General features: G+C 34.7%; 17 protein-coding genes and 1 riboswitch. Of the genes, 11 read left to right on the top strand and 6 right to left on the bottom strand.

Annotated features, from left to right (window positions below):
- Window positions 1-73: 73 nt before the first annotated feature.
- Window positions 74-364, bottom strand: a complete 291-nt coding sequence (locus HMPREF3264_RS01935) for a putative quinol monooxygenase (protein ID WP_070871748.1) — start codon at window positions 362-364, stop codon at window positions 74-76.
- A 147-nt stretch (window positions 365-511) separates the two neighbouring features.
- Window positions 512-1,777, bottom strand: a complete 1,266-nt coding sequence (locus HMPREF3264_RS01930; protein WP_002444245.1) for a pyruvate MFS transporter — start codon at window positions 1,775-1,777, stop codon at window positions 512-514.
- Window positions 1,778-2,243: 466 nt separating this feature from the next.
- A riboswitch (TPP riboswitch) is annotated at window positions 2,244-2,353 on the top strand.
- Window positions 2,354-2,432: 79 nt separating this feature from the next.
- Between HMPREF3264_RS01930 and HMPREF3264_RS01925 the strand changes: the two genes are divergently transcribed.
- From HMPREF3264_RS01925 to HMPREF3264_RS01895, 7 genes are all read left to right on the top strand, one after another.
- Window positions 2,433-3,023 carry a thiamine phosphate synthase gene (locus HMPREF3264_RS01925; protein ID WP_070871932.1) on the top strand — a complete coding sequence of 197 codons (591 nt, stop codon included), beginning with the start codon at window positions 2,433-2,435 and terminating at the stop codon, window positions 3,021-3,023.
- Window positions 3,016-4,134 carry a glycine oxidase ThiO gene (thiO, locus tag HMPREF3264_RS01920; protein ID WP_070871747.1) on the top strand — a complete coding sequence of 373 codons (1,119 nt, stop codon included), beginning with the start codon at window positions 3,016-3,018 and terminating at the stop codon, window positions 4,132-4,134. The genes HMPREF3264_RS01925 and thiO overlap by 8 nt, the downstream gene beginning before the upstream one ends.
- Window positions 4,118-4,318, top strand: coding sequence for a sulfur carrier protein ThiS (thiS, locus tag HMPREF3264_RS01915; protein WP_070830179.1), 201 nt, complete (start codon window positions 4,118-4,120; stop codon window positions 4,316-4,318). Before thiO ends, thiS begins: the two co-directional genes overlap by 17 nt.
- A 1-nt stretch (window position 4,319) precedes the next feature.
- Window positions 4,320-5,087, top strand: coding sequence for a thiazole synthase (locus HMPREF3264_RS01910; protein WP_070871746.1), 768 nt, complete (start codon window positions 4,320-4,322; stop codon window positions 5,085-5,087).
- Window positions 5,087-6,085, top strand: coding sequence for a ThiF family adenylyltransferase (locus HMPREF3264_RS01905; protein ID WP_070871745.1), 999 nt, complete (start codon window positions 5,087-5,089; stop codon window positions 6,083-6,085). Before HMPREF3264_RS01910 ends, HMPREF3264_RS01905 begins: the two co-directional genes overlap by 1 nt.
- A 117-nt stretch (window positions 6,086-6,202) precedes the next feature.
- Window positions 6,203-6,817: an undecaprenyl phosphate transporter UptA gene (locus HMPREF3264_RS01900; RefSeq protein ID WP_044466776.1), complete on the top strand. Its 615-nt coding sequence runs from the start codon at window positions 6,203-6,205 to the stop codon at window positions 6,815-6,817.
- Between the two features lie 172 nt (window positions 6,818-6,989).
- Window positions 6,990-8,954 carry a fructose-bisphosphatase class III gene (locus HMPREF3264_RS01895; RefSeq protein ID WP_070871744.1) on the top strand — a complete coding sequence of 655 codons (1,965 nt, stop codon included), beginning with the start codon at window positions 6,990-6,992 and terminating at the stop codon, window positions 8,952-8,954.
- 150 nt (window positions 8,955-9,104) lie between these two features.
- Here the strand turns inward: HMPREF3264_RS01895 and HMPREF3264_RS01890 are convergent, their stop codons facing one another.
- Window positions 9,105-10,892 (bottom strand): cation:proton antiporter, encoded by a 1,788-nt coding sequence (locus HMPREF3264_RS01890; RefSeq protein WP_070871743.1) that lies wholly within the window; start codon window positions 10,890-10,892, stop codon window positions 9,105-9,107.
- Window positions 10,893-11,248: 356 nt separating this feature from the next.
- Here HMPREF3264_RS01890 and HMPREF3264_RS01885 point away from each other — a divergent pair, with 356 nt between their 5' ends.
- A complete protein-coding gene (locus HMPREF3264_RS01885) occupies window positions 11,249-12,298 on the top strand; it encodes a YkvI family membrane protein (RefSeq protein ID WP_070871742.1) in 1,050 nt (349 codons plus the stop codon).
- Between the two features lie 422 nt (window positions 12,299-12,720).
- A complete protein-coding gene (locus HMPREF3264_RS01880) occupies window positions 12,721-14,145 on the top strand; it encodes an aldehyde dehydrogenase (protein ID WP_070871741.1) in 1,425 nt (474 codons plus the stop codon).
- 176 nt (window positions 14,146-14,321) lie between these two features.
- Here HMPREF3264_RS01880 and HMPREF3264_RS01875 read toward each other — a convergent pair whose 3' ends face one another.
- Window positions 14,322-15,251 carry a metal ABC transporter solute-binding protein, Zn/Mn family gene (locus HMPREF3264_RS01875; RefSeq protein WP_176746806.1) on the bottom strand — a complete coding sequence of 310 codons (930 nt, stop codon included), beginning with the start codon at window positions 15,249-15,251 and terminating at the stop codon, window positions 14,322-14,324.
- 190 nt (window positions 15,252-15,441) lie between these two features.
- Between HMPREF3264_RS01875 and HMPREF3264_RS01870 the strand changes: the two genes are divergently transcribed.
- Entirely contained in the window at window positions 15,442-15,723 is a 282-nt protein-coding gene (locus HMPREF3264_RS01870) for a GNAT family N-acetyltransferase (RefSeq protein WP_044466775.1), read from the top strand.
- 167 nt (window positions 15,724-15,890) lie between these two features.
- Complete coding sequence (locus tag HMPREF3264_RS01865) at window positions 15,891-16,697, top strand: VOC family protein (RefSeq protein ID WP_070871739.1); 807 nt, start codon at window positions 15,891-15,893, stop codon at window positions 16,695-16,697.
- Between the two features lie 108 nt (window positions 16,698-16,805).
- Here the strand turns inward: HMPREF3264_RS01865 and HMPREF3264_RS01860 are convergent, their stop codons facing one another.
- The gene (locus HMPREF3264_RS01860) at window positions 16,806-18,299 is read right to left on the bottom strand and encodes an aldehyde dehydrogenase family protein (RefSeq protein ID WP_070871738.1); all 1,494 of its coding nucleotides are present in this window, start codon (window positions 18,297-18,299) and stop codon (window positions 16,806-16,808) included.
- A 282-nt stretch (window positions 18,300-18,581) separates the two neighbouring features.
- Window positions 18,582-19,244 (bottom strand): NAD(P)H-dependent oxidoreductase, encoded by a 663-nt coding sequence (locus tag HMPREF3264_RS01855; protein WP_070830167.1) that lies wholly within the window; start codon window positions 19,242-19,244, stop codon window positions 18,582-18,584.
- Window positions 19,245-19,394 lie beyond the last annotated feature (150 nt).

The raw sequence follows: 19,394 nt of genomic DNA, 5'->3' as shown, positions 1-19,394 counted from the left end.
ATAGTTGTAGTTGATACATCTATTCAATTATTTAATTATAACACTCATATCTTCAATATTGGGCTAAATGAGTTTATTTTTCGATTGTTTCACTCACATTAATCTCTGGCTCTTTAATGACATAGTCACCAATATGTTGACTGAATGCTTGGAAATGGTGAGAGTCGTTATGCACTTGTACCGCATGTTCATCTTTATAATTTTCAACTACAACGAAGACATTCTTTTCATTAACATCTTCGTAATGATGATAGAATACATTTCCTTCTTCTTGTCTAGAATTTTGAACCAGTTCGTTCATTAACTGTAAATAATCGTCTCGCTTATTTTCATCAATTTGAAGCTTCGCATTAATAATAATCACTCGTCATCATCTCCTAAGTATGATTGTAAACGTATTAATGGTTGAATCATGTTAGATTCATTATAAATGCTTTTTAACTTTAAAAAAAATAAAAACATACTAAGACGAGTGGTTTGGAAATCTTAGTATGTTTTGAAATTAATTGAATTAATGTTTTTCATCTACAACAAGTGGCTTATCTGGCTTAACGAAGAACCATAAAATAGCAGCAATGACAGCAGGTACAATTAATAATTGCAATGTCATTGACCAGCCTAGTTGATCTACGACAATACCGGCAAGTAATGGGCTAATCAATGCGCCGATATTTCCCCATAGGTTCATCCAACCAGAGACTGTACCTGAAAAGTTACGTCCTAAATCTGTAGCTGCAGCCCAACTCATACCCATTGAAATACCAACGCCACCTAAACAAAGTGATAACCAAATAATCGTCATATATAAGTTGTCTGTGTGGACAGCTAAGAAAATAGACACAGAGAATACAACGAATCCTGCAATAGCAATTACGCCACGAGCTACAAAGCGTGAACTTCCTGAATTCAAAATCTTGTCTGAAATCGCTCCAGCTGAAAGTATTAAAAAGAACATGAATAACCATGGCAGAGAACTGATTGACATATCTTTGAAATCTACATGATACTGTTCGGCTAAATATGTAGGTAACCAGATTAAGAATAATGCGATAACGAATTGTACTACAAAATATTGTAAAGCAATGGCATAGAAACTGAAGTGACTTAAGAAGCGTTTCCATGGTGGTAAAGACTTTTCAGTCGCAACTGTATCACGATGTTCAGTAATATATTTCTTCTCTGCATCACTAACCATCTTATGGTGTTCAGGTAAATCTTTAGCAATAATCGCCCAAAGAATAGCCATGACGATACCAATCGCACCGAAGATATAGAATACCGCTTGCCAGTTAAACGCATTAACGATAGCAATCGTAATGATTGGCGCAAGCACAGGACCAAAGTAAGAACCTGCTAATAATGCACTAGATGCTCTTCCTTTTTCATTTTTAGCAAACCAGAAAGAGTTAAATACGGCATTAGATGGATACATTGGGGCTTCCCCTACGCCAAATAAGAATCTTATAAAGTATAATAATCCATGGTGTTTAATCATTCCCGTTAAAATTGTGAAAGCACTCCACCATACAAGTGCAATCGTAATCATCTTACGAGGTCCAAACTTCTCAGCTAACATCCCTGATGGCACTTGCATAAATGCGTAACCTAGCGAGAAGAATGAGGCAAGTAGTCCGAATTGTGTTTTGGTTAAACCTAAATCTTTCATCATCGGAGCAGCGATATATGAGATATTAGACCTATCCATATATGCAATAACGCCAATGAAGAAGAACCCTATTGCGAAATACCAACGTACATTACTGCGTTTTTCTTTCATATTTGTTTCCTACTTCCTTTAATATTATGTTGTTTCTATTTAAGATGTCGTTAAGTTTCAGAAATTCCCTATGATGTCTGTTGAAACTTTCCTTTTTAGAACAACTTGAGTAAGTTGTAGCGCTACAATTTTTTATAATATAGCATGTTGTGAAAACGGTTACAATAGTTTGAACGAAATTTCTTGAAAAAATGTATATTTTTCGTATATTTCACCACTCGTTTTTGAGTTTGGTTAAATTGATCGTCTTGTATGATTTCATGAAGTTCAAAACTATAATTTTACAGAAAATGAATCGTTTAAAATATAAAGTATATTATTAAATATTCACTATGAGTAAGTGTTTTGCAAATTTATACATTATTAATTCTTTTTATTTTCTTTCAATAGCATTTGATGTATATAGATAAAAATAGTAATATATACATTAAGAAAAACGGTTACATATCTTTGATAAAATTTTATATCAATCCACTGGAAGTGCCTTTGTTTAGGGCTGAGAGTAAAGAATAGACTTTATAATTCCTAGAACCTGATCCAGTTCATACTGGCGTAGGGAAGTGGCGATGCGAAAGTTTTAGGATTTATATACATAATCTAAGCGCTATTTCCCAATTCAGGGAGATAGCGTTTTTTTATTTGTGGATTTGGGGTGATACACATATTTATTGCAGTTACTTACGATAAAGTCCTTACTGCTCAAGATTTAGAACATTATTTAGATATTGCGGAAGGTATTGATGGATTATTATTTCGAACATCAATGCCTCAAAAAGAATTAAAGCAATCGATGATTCACTTAATGAATCAAGGGTTTGCTAAAGAAAAAATCATTGTTCATAGCGATATTGCTTTATTAGAAGATTTAAATCTCAAACGCATTCATTTTAAGGAAAATGATGAAACAGCATTTTCATACAAAAAGACACATCCTGACATACAAGTGAGCATGTCGACCCATGATGCCAAAAGTGTGCGTCAATGTATTGATAGCGGGTTGGATTATGTATTCTTTGGTCATATCTTCCCTACGACGTCGCATCCAAATGAATTACCACGGACAAATGACGAAATTGAAGAGGTGTTGAATCTCCCTATTCCTATCTATGCCATAGGAGGTATTTCTCAACATACAATTGCTCAGGTATCACAAAGATTCGCGGGAATTTGTGCCATTTCATTTTTCATGAATGCGTCACTCGAGGACATAAAAGAATTAAAAAGGAAGTGGTTGAAACATGCATGATGTACTTATTATTGGTTCAGGTGTCATCGGCATGTCGATAGCAAGACAATTAAGTGCAACGCAATACGATGTAGCTATTGTAGATAGAGATGTCCCAGGTAAACATGCGTCATATAAAGCTGGTGGGATGTTAGGTGCGCAAAATGAATTCACCGAAGAAAGTGATTTATTCAAACTAGCGATTGAATCACGAGGAATGTTCCCACTTCTTAGTGAATCATTAATGAACGAAACAGGTATTGATATTCAGTTTCAAGATTCAGGCTTAATTAAAATTGCGCATAGCAAAGAAGATGTTGAATCCTTGCAACGTCAATACAACTTTCTAAAGCAAAACGACCCTAGTGTTAAACAATTATCATCTGAAGACCTCATGCACTTAACGAATGGAAACGTGAAGCCCTCATATGCAGCGATTCATATTCCACATGATGGCCAAATCAACGCTAACGCTTACACCAAAGCATTACTAGAGTCACTCAACATGAGACGCATCTCGCGCTATCATCACACTGAGGTACAGTCTATTGAAAGAAATAATGGTTATTACTCAGTTTATACTGACCAACAACCTCTTATTGAAGCACGTAAAGTTATCGTTGCTGGGGGCGCTTGGTCCTCTCAACTTCTTAAAAATTACAATCTTCATAGAAAAGTGATTGGCGTGAAAGGTGAAGTTCTGTTATTGGAAAATGACGAGCTCAATCTTTCAGAAACATTATTTATGACGAATGGTTGTTACATCGTTCCAAAGCAACCTAATCGGTTCTTAATTGGTGCAACAAGCGAGTTCGATAACTATTCGGTTGGTACTACTAAGAAAGGGTTAAACTGGTTATTCAATCATGCGTGCGAACGCATTCCAGAACTTAAACATAGTCGTATTCTTAAGGAATGGTCAGGCGTTCGTCCATATACAGACAATGAAGTGCCTATGATGGATCAAATCGATGATGGCTTATTTGTAATCACTGGACACTATCGTAACGGTATCTTATTGTCACCTATTATTGGTCGGGATATCGCAAATTGGTTAATTTCAGGTATCAAACCACCTCATTATTCAAGTTTTAGCGTATCAAGGAGGAATAACTATGAAGTGTATCATTAATGGCGACACGTTTAGTTTCGACCACGAACAATCAATACATGATGTACTCACATCACTCGAATTAGATCCAACACGCGTCATCGTTGAATTTAATAAAGAGTTAATCAAACAAGATGCATACCATGAACATACAGTCAGAGAAGATGACCGATTAGAATTATTAGAAATCGTTGGAGGCGGATAATATGTTTAAAATTGGAAATTTAGAATTACACTCTCGTTTATTATTAGGTACTGGTAAATTTGAAAATGAAGACATTCAATCAAAAGCGATTGAAGCATCAGAAACAAATGTGTTAACTTTCGCAGTTCGACGCATGAATCTATATGACCGTAACTTACCTAACCCACTTGCCGATGTTAACCTAAAAGATTTTATTACATTTCCAAATACAGCTGGTGCTAAAACAGCTGAAGAAGCAATTAGAATCGCAGAAATTGCAAATCACGCTGGGGTTTGCGACATGATTAAAGTAGAAGTAATTGGAGACGACGAAACACTACTTCCTGATCCTTTTGAAACATATGAAGCATGTAAAGTACTCTTAGACAAAGGCTATATCGTATGCCCATATATCTCAAACGACCTCGTCCTAGCAAAACGTTTAGAAACACTCGGTGTACATGCAGTGATGCCACTTGCCTCACCTATTGGTACAGGACGTGGCATTAATAACCCACTCAATCTAAGCTATATTATTGAAAATGCAAACGTACCAGTGATTGTAGACGCAGGCATTGGGTCTCCTAAAGATGCTTGTCATGCGATGGAGTTAGGCGCTGATGGAATTCTTCTTAATACAGCAATCTCTGCTGCAAAGGATCCAGTCAAAATGGCTGAAGCAATGAAGCTTGGCATCAATGCTGGAAGATTGTCTTACGAAGCTGGTCGAATTCCAGTGAAATATACAGCACAAGCTTCAAGCCCTACTGAAGGATTAGGATTCTTATAATGTCACGTTATGATCGACAAACACGCTTTCAACCGTTTGGCGAAGACGGACAAACAAAATTATCTAACGCTAACATCCTAGTCTTTGGTGCTGGAGCGTTAGGCACTCATATTATCGATCAACTTGCACGTATGGGTGCCAACCATATTGCCATTATTGATATGGATATCGTAGAGATTTCAAATTTACATCGTCAGACACTTTATGATGAAGAAGATGCGTATCACCTCACTTCTAAAGTCCAAGCTGTGAAAGAAAAAATTAAGAAAATCAATTCAAATATTGTTATATCTACTTACGATGTTGAGGTAAATTCATCAAATATTGAAGATATTATAAATGAAGTGCAACCTGACATGATTATCGACGGTATGGATAACTTTAAAGTTCGCTTTTTAATTAATGAAGTGTGTCATAAGTATCAAATTCCGTGGGTCTATGGTGCTGCTGTAGGTAGTAAAGGAACGATTTATGGTATTGATCATCAAGGTCCTTGTTTGAAATGTCTCATGCAAACGATGCCTGAAACAGGAGAAAGTTGCACTATCAATGGTGTACTTCCTCCTATTATTTCAATCGTAGCGAGTTATGAAGTCGCTGAAGCAATTCGCTATCTTGCTGGAAAAGGCTTTTCCAAACAATTAATTACAGTTGATGCGTTTGATATAAACTATAAGGCGATGAACATAGATATTCTGAAAAACAAAGACTGCCCGGTGTGTGAAAATCAACAATATGACCTACTCAACTTGAAAAAGGACAATCAAATCGAATCTATGTGTGGCCAAACGTTTCTATTTAGATTACCGAAACACGCTTTCGACTATGCTAATCATTTCCCAGGAAATGTTATTAAATCAACTTCATTCGCGAAACTCATTCAATACGAAAATTACGAATTTACGCTATTTAAAGATGGCCGTATGAATGCTTACGGTATCCAAAGTGATGAAGAAGCACAAGGTATTTATCATACATTATTAAAATCAATACGTTAGTTTCATTAGAATTTGATGTATCTTCGTTATTAATTTTAAGCATTTACTGTTAATATTGGTTATAATAAACAAACGATGCTCGACCATTGCTTGATTTAAAGGAGAAACAAATTTTACATGGAACATATTATTACAGAATTTATTAGTAAATGGGGCTACATGGCAATATTTATTTTAATCTTATTAGAGAACGTTTTACCTGTTGTTCCTTCTGAGATTATCTTAACGTTTGCTGGATTATTGTCCGTGAAGTCGCATTTATCTATTTGGACGTTATTAATTATCGCCACAATTGCTTCGTTTATCGGTCTATTGATTTTATATTATATTTGTCGCTTAATATCTGAAGAAAGATTATATCGCTTTGTTGATCGCCACGGAAAATGGATGAAATTAAAAAGTAAAGATTTAAAGCGTGCGAACGACTGGTTTAAAAAATATGGTGCATGGGCCGTGTTCCTATGTCGTTTCGTTCCAGTATTACGTGTACTGATCACTATTCCAGCCGGTATCAACCGCATGAATGTGGTACAATTTACTATTCTTTCATTACTCGGTACGACCATTTGGAACTTCGCACTCATCTTACTTGGACGAGTGTTAAGTGATAGCTTCAGTGCACTAATGAATGGCATTCACACATATTCACGTATTATGTATGTCATCATTATTATCGCAATTATCTATTTCGTCATACGTTACTTCATGAAGCGTCGCAAAAACGTTAAATAAAACTCAAGCTGAGTATGCCATTACTATTTTAATCGGCTCGCTCAGCTTTTTTAGTATGAATTTAAATTCTTAGGACGCATTCATTGAAAAAGTAGCGTATTTTAAAGATAATTTATGTAAGCGCATTATTAAATGCATAAGTGGTGGAAATATTAAACAGAGGTGACTAAGCATGACTCCTATTACTGAAAGTGAAATGAAACAAAAATATTTAGATTTACTCTCTCAAAAGTTTGATAGTGCTGAGAAATTAGCGACGGAAATCATTAATTTAGAATCCATTCTAGAATTACCAAAAGGAACTGAACATTTTGTCAGCGACCTTCATGGTGAATATGAATCTTTCCAACACGTTTTACGTAATGGTTCAGGAAACGTGAGAGCCAAAATTAATGACATCTTCGAAGATAAATTATCTCAACAAGAAATTAATGACTTAGCAGCCTTAGTATATTATCCAGAAGAAAAATTAAAATTAGTAAAAAACAATTTTGATTCAATTGGCAAGCTAAATGTATGGTATATCACAACAATCGAACTTCTCATTGAATTGATTACATATTGTTCATCTAAATATACTCGTTCGAAATTACGTAAGGCCTTACCAGAACAATTCGTATATATTATTGAAGAACTACTTTATAAAAGTAACGAATTCCACAATAAGAAACCTTATTATGAAACACTCGTTAACCAAATTATTGAATTAGAGCAATCAGACGACCTTATTATCGGATTATCATATACGGTTCAACGTCTAGTCGTCGACCACCTTCATGTTGTTGGTGACATTTACGATCGTGGTCCTAAACCAGATAAGATTATGGACACACTTATTAATTATCACTCAGTCGATATTCAGTGGGGAAACCACGATGTATTATGGATAGGCGCTTATGCTGGTTCTAAAGTATGTCTGGCTAATCTACTTCGTATCTGTGCACGTTATGATAACTTAGATATTATTGAAGACGCTTATGGCATTAACTTACGCCCTCTACTTACTTTGGCTGAAAAGTATTACGACGCTGAGAACCCTGCTTTTAAACCTAAGAAACGTCCTGATAAAGAAGCAAGCTTAACAAAACGTGAGGAAAGCCAAATCACTAAGATTCATCAAGCGATTGCGATGATTCAATTCAAGCTTGAAATGCCTATTATTAAGCGTCGTCCTTCTTTCGAAATGGAAGAACGTTTAGTATTAGAAAAAATTGATTATGATAAAAATGAAATTACAGTTTACGGTAAAACATACCCTCTTAAGGACACATGTTTCCAAACTGTAGATCCTAATGACCCTGCAAAACTTTTACCAGAGGAAGAGGAAGTAGTCGATAAGTTACTCCTTTCTTTCCAACAATCTGAGAAATTGAGACGTCATATGTCATTCTTAATGCGTGAAGGTAAACTATACCTTCCATATAACGGAAATCTACTGATTCATGGTTGTATCCCAGTTGATGAAAATGGAGAAATGGAAGCTTTCGAAATCGAAGGTGAAGAATTAAGTGGTCGTGAATTATTAGATGTCTTTGAATATCATGTGCGTAAGGCTTTTGATCATAAAGATATCACAGACGATATTTCTACTGATTTAGTGTGGTATTTATGGACTGGTAAATACTCTTCCCTCTTTGGTAAGCGTGCAATGACAACGTTTGAACGTTACTTTATTGAAGATAAAGCGTCTCATAAAGAGGAAAAGAATCCTTATTATCATTTACGTGAAGATGTTGATATGATTCGCAAGATGCTTAAAGACTTTGGCTTGAATCCTGATGAAGGTCGCATTATTAATGGACATACGCCTGTGAAAGAAATCGATGGTGAAGATCCTATCAAAGCTGACGGTAAGATGTTAGTCATTGATGGTGGCTTCTCTAAAGCCTATCAATCTACAACTGGTATCGCTGGATATACATTGCTTTATAATTCATTCGGAATGCAATTGGTAGCACATCAGGAATTTAATACTAAGGAAAAGGTCTTGTCAGACGGTACTGATGAGTTATCAGTAAAACGTGTGGTAGACGAAGAACTTCAACGTAAGAAAATCAGAGACACCAATGTCGGTAAAGAACTACAAGACCAAATTGATATCTTAAAAATATTAATGCACGACAGATACTTGAAATAAGAAATACTTTGCACTTTAGCGCTTAGTATTTCTTATGCAATGGGCAAAGTCCATTGTCATCCTTCTAAATGTTAAAAAGGTCATCACACTTTCTGTGGATACACTTCCCAGAAAGCAGATGACCTTTTTTATATTCATATTTAATAACGTTTACGCATGATAAGCATTTCTTAAGATACCGTATACACCTGTATCATGTTGCGGTAATTCTCTACTACTACGTTTAAACGTCACTTCTTTATCATCATTAATATAATAAATTAACATGTCATTGTCAGTCAGCTCATGATATTCTTCTGCTGGCACTTCTACGATATTATGCTGCGTAATATAGTTATTAAACCATCGTGGACTATGATTTTCATCAAATAAAATATGATTACGAATCGGTCCACTCAAGTTATTTCTCGCCTGCTCATCATTGAAAGAAACAGGCATCATATCTACATTACTCAAACCAAACTCCGGTACCAGTTCATTAAATGCCAAACTATTGAAAATGAATGACTGCGTCATCAAGATACATTTGTTATAGCGAAGTAAGTCAGAGTATATACGATCATTACTTGATAATAAATTACCTTTAAAGACTTCAAACCCCGCTTCATGTGCTTTTTCAGAAGTATTTTCAAATAGATTAAACATCATAACAGGAATTCCATGATCTCTTAAATTCACTCCTAAATGGAATGAAAACTCACTTTCACCCACAATGATAACACCCGGTGGTTCATTACTCGCAACACCAAATAATTTACTTAGCGGTGTAAAGCTAAATCCGTAAATCACCACAGTAATAAAAACCAATCCGAACGTTACTGGCGTTATATACTTAGCCATGGCTACTTTATCGTCCATAAATAAACTTGAGAAGAATTGCGCTACGGTAAGAACTACAATCCCTCTTGGCGCCATCATTGCAACAATGGCACGTTCTTTTTTAGAAATTTCAGTTCTAAACGTTGAAAATAGTACTGAAATCGGTCTAACTAATACAATCATGACTAAACAGAAAATAATTAATTGCCATGATAATACGTTTAATAATACATCTTTTGAAAGTGAAGATGTAATTAAAATAAAGACTGTACTGACTAAAATCGATGACGCATTATCGATAAAATGGTCAGATTCTTTGAAAATTAAATCATGACGTTTCTTACGCGCCATATTTAATCCAAAGATTGTTACTGCTAATAGACCCGATTCAGAAAGTATTTCATCACAAATACTAAATGTTAATAGAATAAATATGAGTTGAATCGGAGGCATCAAACTTTGTGGAATCATATCGCGACGGATAGACCAATTGAATAAGTATGATGCGCCAAAGCCGATTACGACGACGGCTATCATTTTCAGAACAAAGAGTAGAATAACGACGAAACTAATACCTTGTTCGAGAATTTGGAAGATATAAAACGCTGTTAACGCAAGCATTGGACCGATTGGGTCTAGGATGATACTCTCCCATCGTAATATGGAATCGACATTTTTCTTCACTTTCGCCTGCTTGAGTAAAGGTTGAATCACAGTTGGACCTGTAATTAAAAAGAGTCCCCCCATCACAAATGATACGGATAATGGGAAATTGAGAATGGTATGTAACGCAATAGCGCCTAATATCCATGCGATAATTGCACCAACTGTAATGATTCGAATGACTGCTTTGGAGATGCCCTTCAGTTCCCTAAAGTCCAAATTACTACTACCTTCGAATAGTATAATTGCGACGGCTAAAGAAACAATCGGACTAAACACGTCTGAACCAAGCGCTTCCTTAGGATTAGTCAATCCCAGAATTGGACCGACTAACAATCCAACAATTGCCATAACTACAATGGAAGGCCATTTAATTCTGTCAGCTAACCATTGACTGAAAATCCCTAATGCTAAGAATAAAACAATCGTTAGCATAATGGGTAAATTCAATGACATACAAACACCTTCTTATATTTTTACTTGTATTCTATATTCAATATTGCCTAATACTATCAAAAATGGTGGACTCATGCATTACCATTTGCTTAAAACTTTTGTAAATTTATATCTTTAATTCAACAGTACAAAATTAAACTTAACATAATTTAAAATTTCAAACGTGTGATACACATCAATTATACATGAAACACAAATAATCGTACGTCACATTTAGACAATCGTACATATGTGATGAACTTTACTGTTTATTTTTTTATCTTTATCATCTACAATAGATGAATGTGATTTTTAAACTTTTTAAAAGAAAAGAATACATATAGAATATATCAATTTTGAAGGGATATGCATGTTTAATGAATACTGTTAAAGAATCCATCATCGTGGCATTTGCATTTGTTGGTGTGGTGGTTGGAGCAGGATTTGCGACAGGACAAGAAATATTTCAATTTTTTACAAGTCATGGCGTTTATAGTATTACTGGCATACTGATCACTGGTCTGATTGTGACTTTAGGCGGAATATTTGTTTTAAACACTGGCTACCGTCTTAAATCTCAAAATCATTCTGAATCCATCCACTATTATTTACACCCAGTCATTGCAAAACTATTCGATATCATACTGACTGTGTTTTTATTTTCACTCGCCATCATTATGACTGCAGGTGGCGCTTCAACAATAAATGAAAGTTTTGGTATACCATTCTGGTTAAGTTCTCTCATACTCGTCGTGCTCATTTTGCTTACTCTATTTTTACAATTTGATCGACTTATTGCAGTACTTGGAGGCGTCACGCCATTCCTAGTTGCAATTGTAGTCATGATTGCGATGTATTATTTTATTACAGGACACGTGGATTTTACTGCGGCAAATGAGTACTCCAATCATAATAAATCTATTTCACCCGGTTGGTGGTTCGATGCGATTAACTACGCAAGCTTACAAATTGCTGCTGCGTTTAGCTTTTTAACAGTGATGGGCGGCAAACTGAAGTTCCAGAAGTCGACGATTTATGGCGGTCTGATTGGCGGTATCATCATTACGTTCTTATTATTAATGATCAATTTAGGTCTAGTCACTGAATTTAACAAAATTAAACATGTGGCATTACCATCGCTACTCTTAGCGAAGCAAATCTCACCTTCAATTGGCACAATTATGTCTGTCATTATGGTATTAGTGATTTACAATACGGTTGTCGGCCTGATGTACGCATTTGCTTCTCGTTTTAGCCGACCATTTACGAAACGTTATTATAGTTTAATCATCGTGATGTCTATCATTACGTTCATATGCACATTTATTGGTTTTATCTCATTGATTGGTAAAGTTTTCCCTATTATGGGGTTATTCGGTTTTATCTTACTTATCCCAGTGATTTATAAAGGTATTCTTAGAAAATAAATTTAAGTCAGGCGAGTTCTTTAGAAACTTTGCCTGACTTTTTTTATGAAAATAGATTGTGGCATAAAGCATCATTCTTAAAAGTTAAACTGAGTATTGATGGCGACACGCCTGCAGGAATAGCATGCGTCTTGAGACTACTTAAAGTCAGTTGATTTTTAAAAGACAGGCTACGCAGTAGCTGATTGATATTGAGCTCATAAAATGGCTCAACATCTAATCATCCTTGCGGCAAGGGAGCTTAAGCAATACGAAGTATTGAATAGAAAAATAGTAGTAAGAAGGATCCTAATTGAAATTATTTTCGAGAAGTTATGTCTCAAATTCTTACATATTTTTAGTAGACCTTCATCCAATGTATTTTTTCATTTTCAAAATTAGGATAATCAATTTCGGGAATATAGAGGATGGAGGTGTCTCAAATGACAAATCAATTATTTATTAACAATGAATTTATCGAAAGTAAATCAACTGAAACGATGGATGTCATTAATCCTGCTACAGGAGAAAAATTTGATACAATTACGTTCGCGACTGAAGAAGTCAATGAAGCGATTGAAAAATCTAAACACGCACAACTCGAATGGGAACGTGTCCCTCAACCGACTCGTGCTGAACACGTTAAATTACTTATTCCTCTATTAGAACAAAACCGTGATGAAATTGCACAATTATATGTGAAAGAACAAGGAAAAACACTCGCCGAAGCCTATGGAGAAATCGATAAATCAATCACATTTATCGACTATATGACAAGTTTAAGTATGAGTAACAAAGGCGAAGTGCTACAAAATAGTGTAGAGAATGAAATCATTCAATTAACTAAGAAACCAATTGGTGTCACAGCAGGAATTGTGCCTTGGAATGCACCGATTATGGTCTTGATGCGTAAAGTTATTCCAGCTATCGTGACTGGCTGTTCCGTCGTTATTAAACCAAGTGAAGAAACGACATTATTAACATTACGTTTAGCTGAGCTCTTCCGCGCTTCAACGATTCCCGCTGGTTTAATTCAAATTATTCCAGGTACTGGCGAAACAGTTGGCACTCAACTCGCTACTCATAAGGATATCCAACTTATTTCATTAACGGGTAGTATGCGCGCAGGTAAATCCGTCTATGAGCATGCAGCACAAACAGTTAAGAAATTAAATCTTGAATTAGGTGGTAACGCTCCTGTACTCGTCACACCACATGCTGATCTAGACAAAGCTGTTGACTATATCGTTACTGCTCGTATTAATAATGCAGGTCAAGTGTGTACTTGTCCAGAACGTATCTTTGTTCATAAAGATGTCCATGATGCATTTTTAGAAAAAGTAAAAGACAAAATGGGTCAACTGACTGTTGGAGATCCTTTAGATGAAAATACAGATTATGGCGCAATCATTAACCAAAAACAACTGGATAGTATTCATGAAAAAGTGGAATCTGCTGTGAATAATGGCGCAACATTAGTCATGGGTGGTCATCAATTAGACCGTGCTGGTTTCTTCTATGAACCAACGATCCTAGACCATGTAAATACTGAAGATAGTGTATTTAAAGAGGAAATATTTGGTCCTGTATTAGCGATTACCACTTATGAAGACTTTGACCAAGTCATTGAAGATGCTAATGATACAAATGCTGGTTTATCTTCATACATCTTCTCTGAAAACTTACAAGAAGTGATGACCGCTTCAGAGCGTTTAAAATTCGGTGAAGTATACGCAAATTGTGAAGCCGAAGAAGTCGTTAACGGTTATCATGCCGGTTGGCGTGAATCAGGCTTAGGTGGTGCAGACGGCATCCATGGTTTCGAAGAATATTACAACACTACCGTGAGCTACTTGCGCTATAAATAAATATTAAAGCAGAAACGTATTATTGGTCCCTCATTTTAAATTAAATTGGAGGGGCTATTTTATTTGGGAAAATATAATTTATCACTTATGTTTATCTTTTCCCTTGTTGATTGATAAATAAAAAAGCATTACACATATACTTCAAATCGAAGTTCAATGTGTAATGCTAGGTATTTTTAATGATTTAATGCTTTATCTAGAGATTGGATATCTTTTTTCATTAATGATTGATAAGTGATGGCGTCATCATTTTGTTCTTTTTTCGTGAGTACTGCTAAATTATGAAAACTTAAAGGTTGGGTGTCAGTTTCCTTTTTAATCACATCTGTAATTTTAGAAGTGATGTTCTGTTCATATAGTACATATGGAGATTTTGACTTTTTAATCTCCTTCACAATGCTTAATATCTTCTTCTGACTCGGTTCTTCGTCATTCATTCCATTCACACCTTCTTGTTTAAAATGATATCGATGTGCGAGGTAACCTAATGAGTCATGTGAAATGATTACTTTATCACGTTTCGGATTTTTAGTGATCCTTTTCATTTTATTATCAATATCTTTGATTTCTTTATCTAACTTTTTGTAGTTCTTTTCATAATAAGACTTATGCTTAGGGTCTTGTTGAATTAATTTATCTTTGATTTCCTTTGCAAATACACGGTCTAATACTGGATCTAACCATATATGAGGATCATTACTTGATTCATGGTGGTGTTGATGTCCCTCATCCTCATCATGATCATCAGAGTGAATCAAGTCTTTTTGTTTCAAACCATTTGCAAGAGCTAATTTCATGTTTTTATTTTCCATAGATTTGGTGATTTTCGCAGAAACTGGGTCTAAGTCATCATTTGAATAAATAAACAAATCACTTTTAGCAATATTAATCATATCTTTTTGCGTTGAAAAATAAGAATGTAAATATGCACCTGGAGGATAGATAGATTCAACATCTACGTACTTTCCGTCGATTTGTTGAGTAAAACTTTGAAACGCAAACACAGTTGTGTATATTTTCATTTTATTTTGACTACTAATATTGTCTTTTTTATGATTCATACTTTTACTACATCCACTCAGTATTAATATAATGGATAAAGTCATCCAGATGATTGCCTTTCTTTTCAAAATGAGACCCCCATAAAGCGTAATTATTTCGTTTATCACTATATCGGTTACTTATCAAAAAAGCAATAGCTAACGATATATTAATCATGTGGCGTATTCAAAATGTTTCAAAAATCATGAAAAGTGATATTTATATGTATATACATTTTTAAAGGAGTGAACGTAAATGGCTGAAGAAATCAAACAAGGTGACCATAAATTTTATGTTGGAGAAGATGAAAATAACCCACAAGCAGTTATCACTTTCAAAGAAGTAGACAACAACGAAATTGATATTGATCATACAGGTGTATCAGATGAATTAGGTGGACAAGGTTTAGGTAAAAAATTAGTCAATCGCGTGGTTGAATATGCACGTGACAACAACTTAAAAATCATTGCATCTTGCCCATTCGCTAAAGACGTTTTAGAAAAAGATGACCATGCACAAGATGTGTATTTAGGTTAATAAAAGTAACAAATAAATAGTAATTCAGTTTCCAAGAAGTGTATTCACCTTCTTGGAATTTTTTATAGATATTAAAGCTTGCGTATTAAATGTTTTGGTAGTATATTAATTATACTAGATATAAATATTAAACAATGATGACTTTTCATCATAGGAGGTAAGACGAAATGACTACATTCCATTCTACTGAAGCAACTCAAGTTACAAATATTACTTTAAACGTTAAAGATTTAAATAAAATGACTGAATTTTACTCTACTGTGCTAGGATTTACAATTAAAGCACAACATGCGCAACAAACTATATTGAATGTAGGTGCTAATGGGCACACCCTTACTCTTCAAGAATTACATGACGGCCGCCAACCTGGCTTTAGAGAAGCAGGTTTATTCCATATTGCTTTTCTTTTACCTACACGTAGAGACTTGGCAAATTTCTTATATCACGCAATTCAATTAAATATTGCCGTGGGTGGAGGTGATCACCTTGTAAGTGAAGCTTTATACTTTGCTGATCCAGAAGGAAATGGAATTGAAGTTTATCAAGATCGGCCTACTGATGAATGGCAATGGCGTGATGGTTTCGTGAAGATGGATACGCTAGAAGTTGATGCTAACGATTTAATTGAACAACGTTCGACTGATGGATGGCAAGGATGGCCAAAAGATGGAAAAATCGGTCACTTACATCTTAAAACACATAATTTAGGACAAGCACGTGCATTTTATATCGATGAACTAGGATTAGAACATATTTCTAACTTCCCACAAGCGCTCTTTATGTCTACACAAAAATATCATCACCATATTGCAGCCAATACATGGCAGTCAAATCAAAAAAGAGAAGCGAACGAAAGCACTTATGGTTTAACACATATTGACATATATATACCAAATTCAGAAGAAACACAAGTTACTTCACCCGAAGGATTTGATATTACAATTCATGGTGATACAAACGTGGTTCCTGAATAGATTTTTTATAATTATGTATAAATAAAACTGCCTACAAAGTTCAATCTTTGCAGACAGTATAAAAAGAGGGCATTGCGCCCTCTTTTTTATTTGAAGTTTTCATCTTAATTAATACATACCATTGGGTTGGTCACTTGTATCGATGAAGATATTTTTAACTTGTTGATAGTTTTTAATAGCATCTTTATATACTTCTCGACCGATACCAGATTTTTTATAACCGCCGAATGGTGCACCTGCTGGGATTTGATTGTAAGTGTTAATCCAGATACGTCCTGTTCTCATTGCTTTAGAAACATTTAACGCACGGTTGATATTTGTAGTAAAGATACCACCTGCTAGACCGTATTCTGAATCATTTGCAATATCAATTGCTTGTTGTTCATCATCGAATTTTTCAACAACTAATACTGGACCGAAGATTTCTTCTTGAGCAAGTTTATGTCCATTATCTTTTAATTCAATGATTGTAGGTTCAAAATAATAACCTTTATCTAGTTCATTATCAGTAATTCGATGACCGCCAGTGAGGATATTCGCTTTATCATCTTCTTCAGCAATTTTTACATAACTTTGAATTTTTTCTAATTGGTCTGGACCAGTTTGAGCACTCATTTTCACATCTTCATCAAATGGATCGCCCACTTTGATATTTTCGAATGCTTCTTTTAATTTAGGTAATAATTTATCATATATTGAAGATTGTACGAGTAATCTTGAACCGGCGCTACATACTTCACCTTGGTTAAATAGAATACCTAATTGTACGCCTTCAACCACTTGATCTAAGTTTGCATCATCAAATATGATGTTCGCACTTTTACCACCTAGCTCTAATGTTGTAGGTACAATGCGTTCAGCTCCAGCTTTAGCTACGCCATAACCTACATCTGTTGAACCTGTGAATGATAATTTATCTACACCTTCATGGTTAAAGATTGCGTCACCTGATTCAGATCCTTTACCAGTTAATACGTTAACTACACCTTTAGGTAGTACTTCTTGGAAGATTTTTGCAAGTTCAATTAAAGATAACGGTGTAGAAGATGATGGTTGAATAACAACTGTATTACCTGCAGCTAGTGCTGGACCTAATTTCCAAGATGCTAATAAGATTGGGAAGTTCCATGCTACAACTGCACCTACCACACCAACAGGTTCATTGACTACTAAACTCATTGTATTTTCATCAATTTCATTAACTGTGCCTTCATCAGTAGTTAATACACTTGCGAAATATTTAAATTGTTCAGCTGCTTGAGGCACATCAATAGTAGAAGTTTCACGGTAAGGTTTACCATTTTGTAATGATTCTACTGTTGCTAAGTGTTCAGCTTTTTCATGAATGCGACGACCAATTTCTGATAAATAGTCTGCGCGTTCTGCTTTAGAAATTTTACTCCAACTGTCAAATGCATCATGCGCAGCTTGAACTGCTTTATCTACGTCTTCTTTACCTGCGCGAGCAACTTTAGCTAAATCTTCACCATTCGCAGGATTTGTTACTGTGATTGTTTCACCACTACCACTTGCTTGGAATTCGTTATTTATAAACAAGCCATAATTTTCGTCGATATAATCTCTAACGTTAATATTTGCCATTTTAATCCATCCTTTATAGTGATAATTAATTTATTGAAACTATCTTTCGTAAATTTTGAATCTATGAAAAAATGTAAACGTTTACTTTTCGTATTTTTAATTCTAACCTCTTTTAATCCATTTTCAAAATGATGTGTTTATACTATTTCTAAAAGAAGTCACATATGTGATATACCCACTTAGCAATGTGTTATTCACTACACAAAATTTTTATATTTTATTGAAAAAGAAAAATAGATTCTAGAAGTTTGAGTTCTAGAATCTAAAGATAAATATAGCATTTTATTCTATCCAACTAATGACATCATCTTTACTTTGACGGACTTTACCGTGCGCGGGCTCTTCAGCTCTATAGCCAAAACCAACCATGACTGAAATACCAAAATGTTCAGTATCAAGAATTCCTTCTTCTGATAAAATTTCAGTAACTTTATCTAAATCAAATCCTTCCATTGGGCATGAATCTACACCTAATAGCGCCGCTGTAGTCATCATATTTCCTAAAGCGATGTATGTTTGTTTACTTGCCCAATCATATAATGTACGCTCATTGTCATTAATATGGAAGTTTGTTTGGAAGTTATCAAATTTTTCCTCTACTGCTGGAATGGTACTTTCTTCATATTCTTTAACGCCTCGGATAAGATTTTGAACATAATCTGAGTGAGATGTTACATTTTTACGTGCAAAAATTAATACAAAGTGACTTGCGGTATCTAATTGCTTTTGAGCACCCCAACTATAAGGCTTTAATTTATCTCTCAATGTTTCACTTTGAACTACTACAAAATGCCAAGGTTCTAAACCTAAAGAACTTGGTGACAATCTACCTGATTCCAATATTGTTTCAAAGTCTTCATCGCTAACCTTTTTAGATGGATCAAATTGTTTCGTTGCATGTCTAAATTCAAACGCATCAATAATCTTTTGATTCATACTGCTCATTTAAATGTTCATCCTCCTACTAATCGATTCTTTTCATAAAGAAAGTATAAATGACTTTTATACACAACAAAAGTAATTGGTTTCTTTCTTAAAAAGTGACACGTTTATTATTAATGTGAATATTTTCACATTTTTCTTTCTCGACTAATA

The sequence above is a fragment of the Staphylococcus sp. HMSC62A08 genome, from assembly GCF_001839105.1.
Classification (GTDB): domain Bacteria; phylum Bacillota; class Bacilli; order Staphylococcales; family Staphylococcaceae; genus Staphylococcus; species Staphylococcus caprae.
Note: the sequence above shows the minus strand (reverse complement) of the source record. Positions and strands in the feature narration are given on the sequence as shown.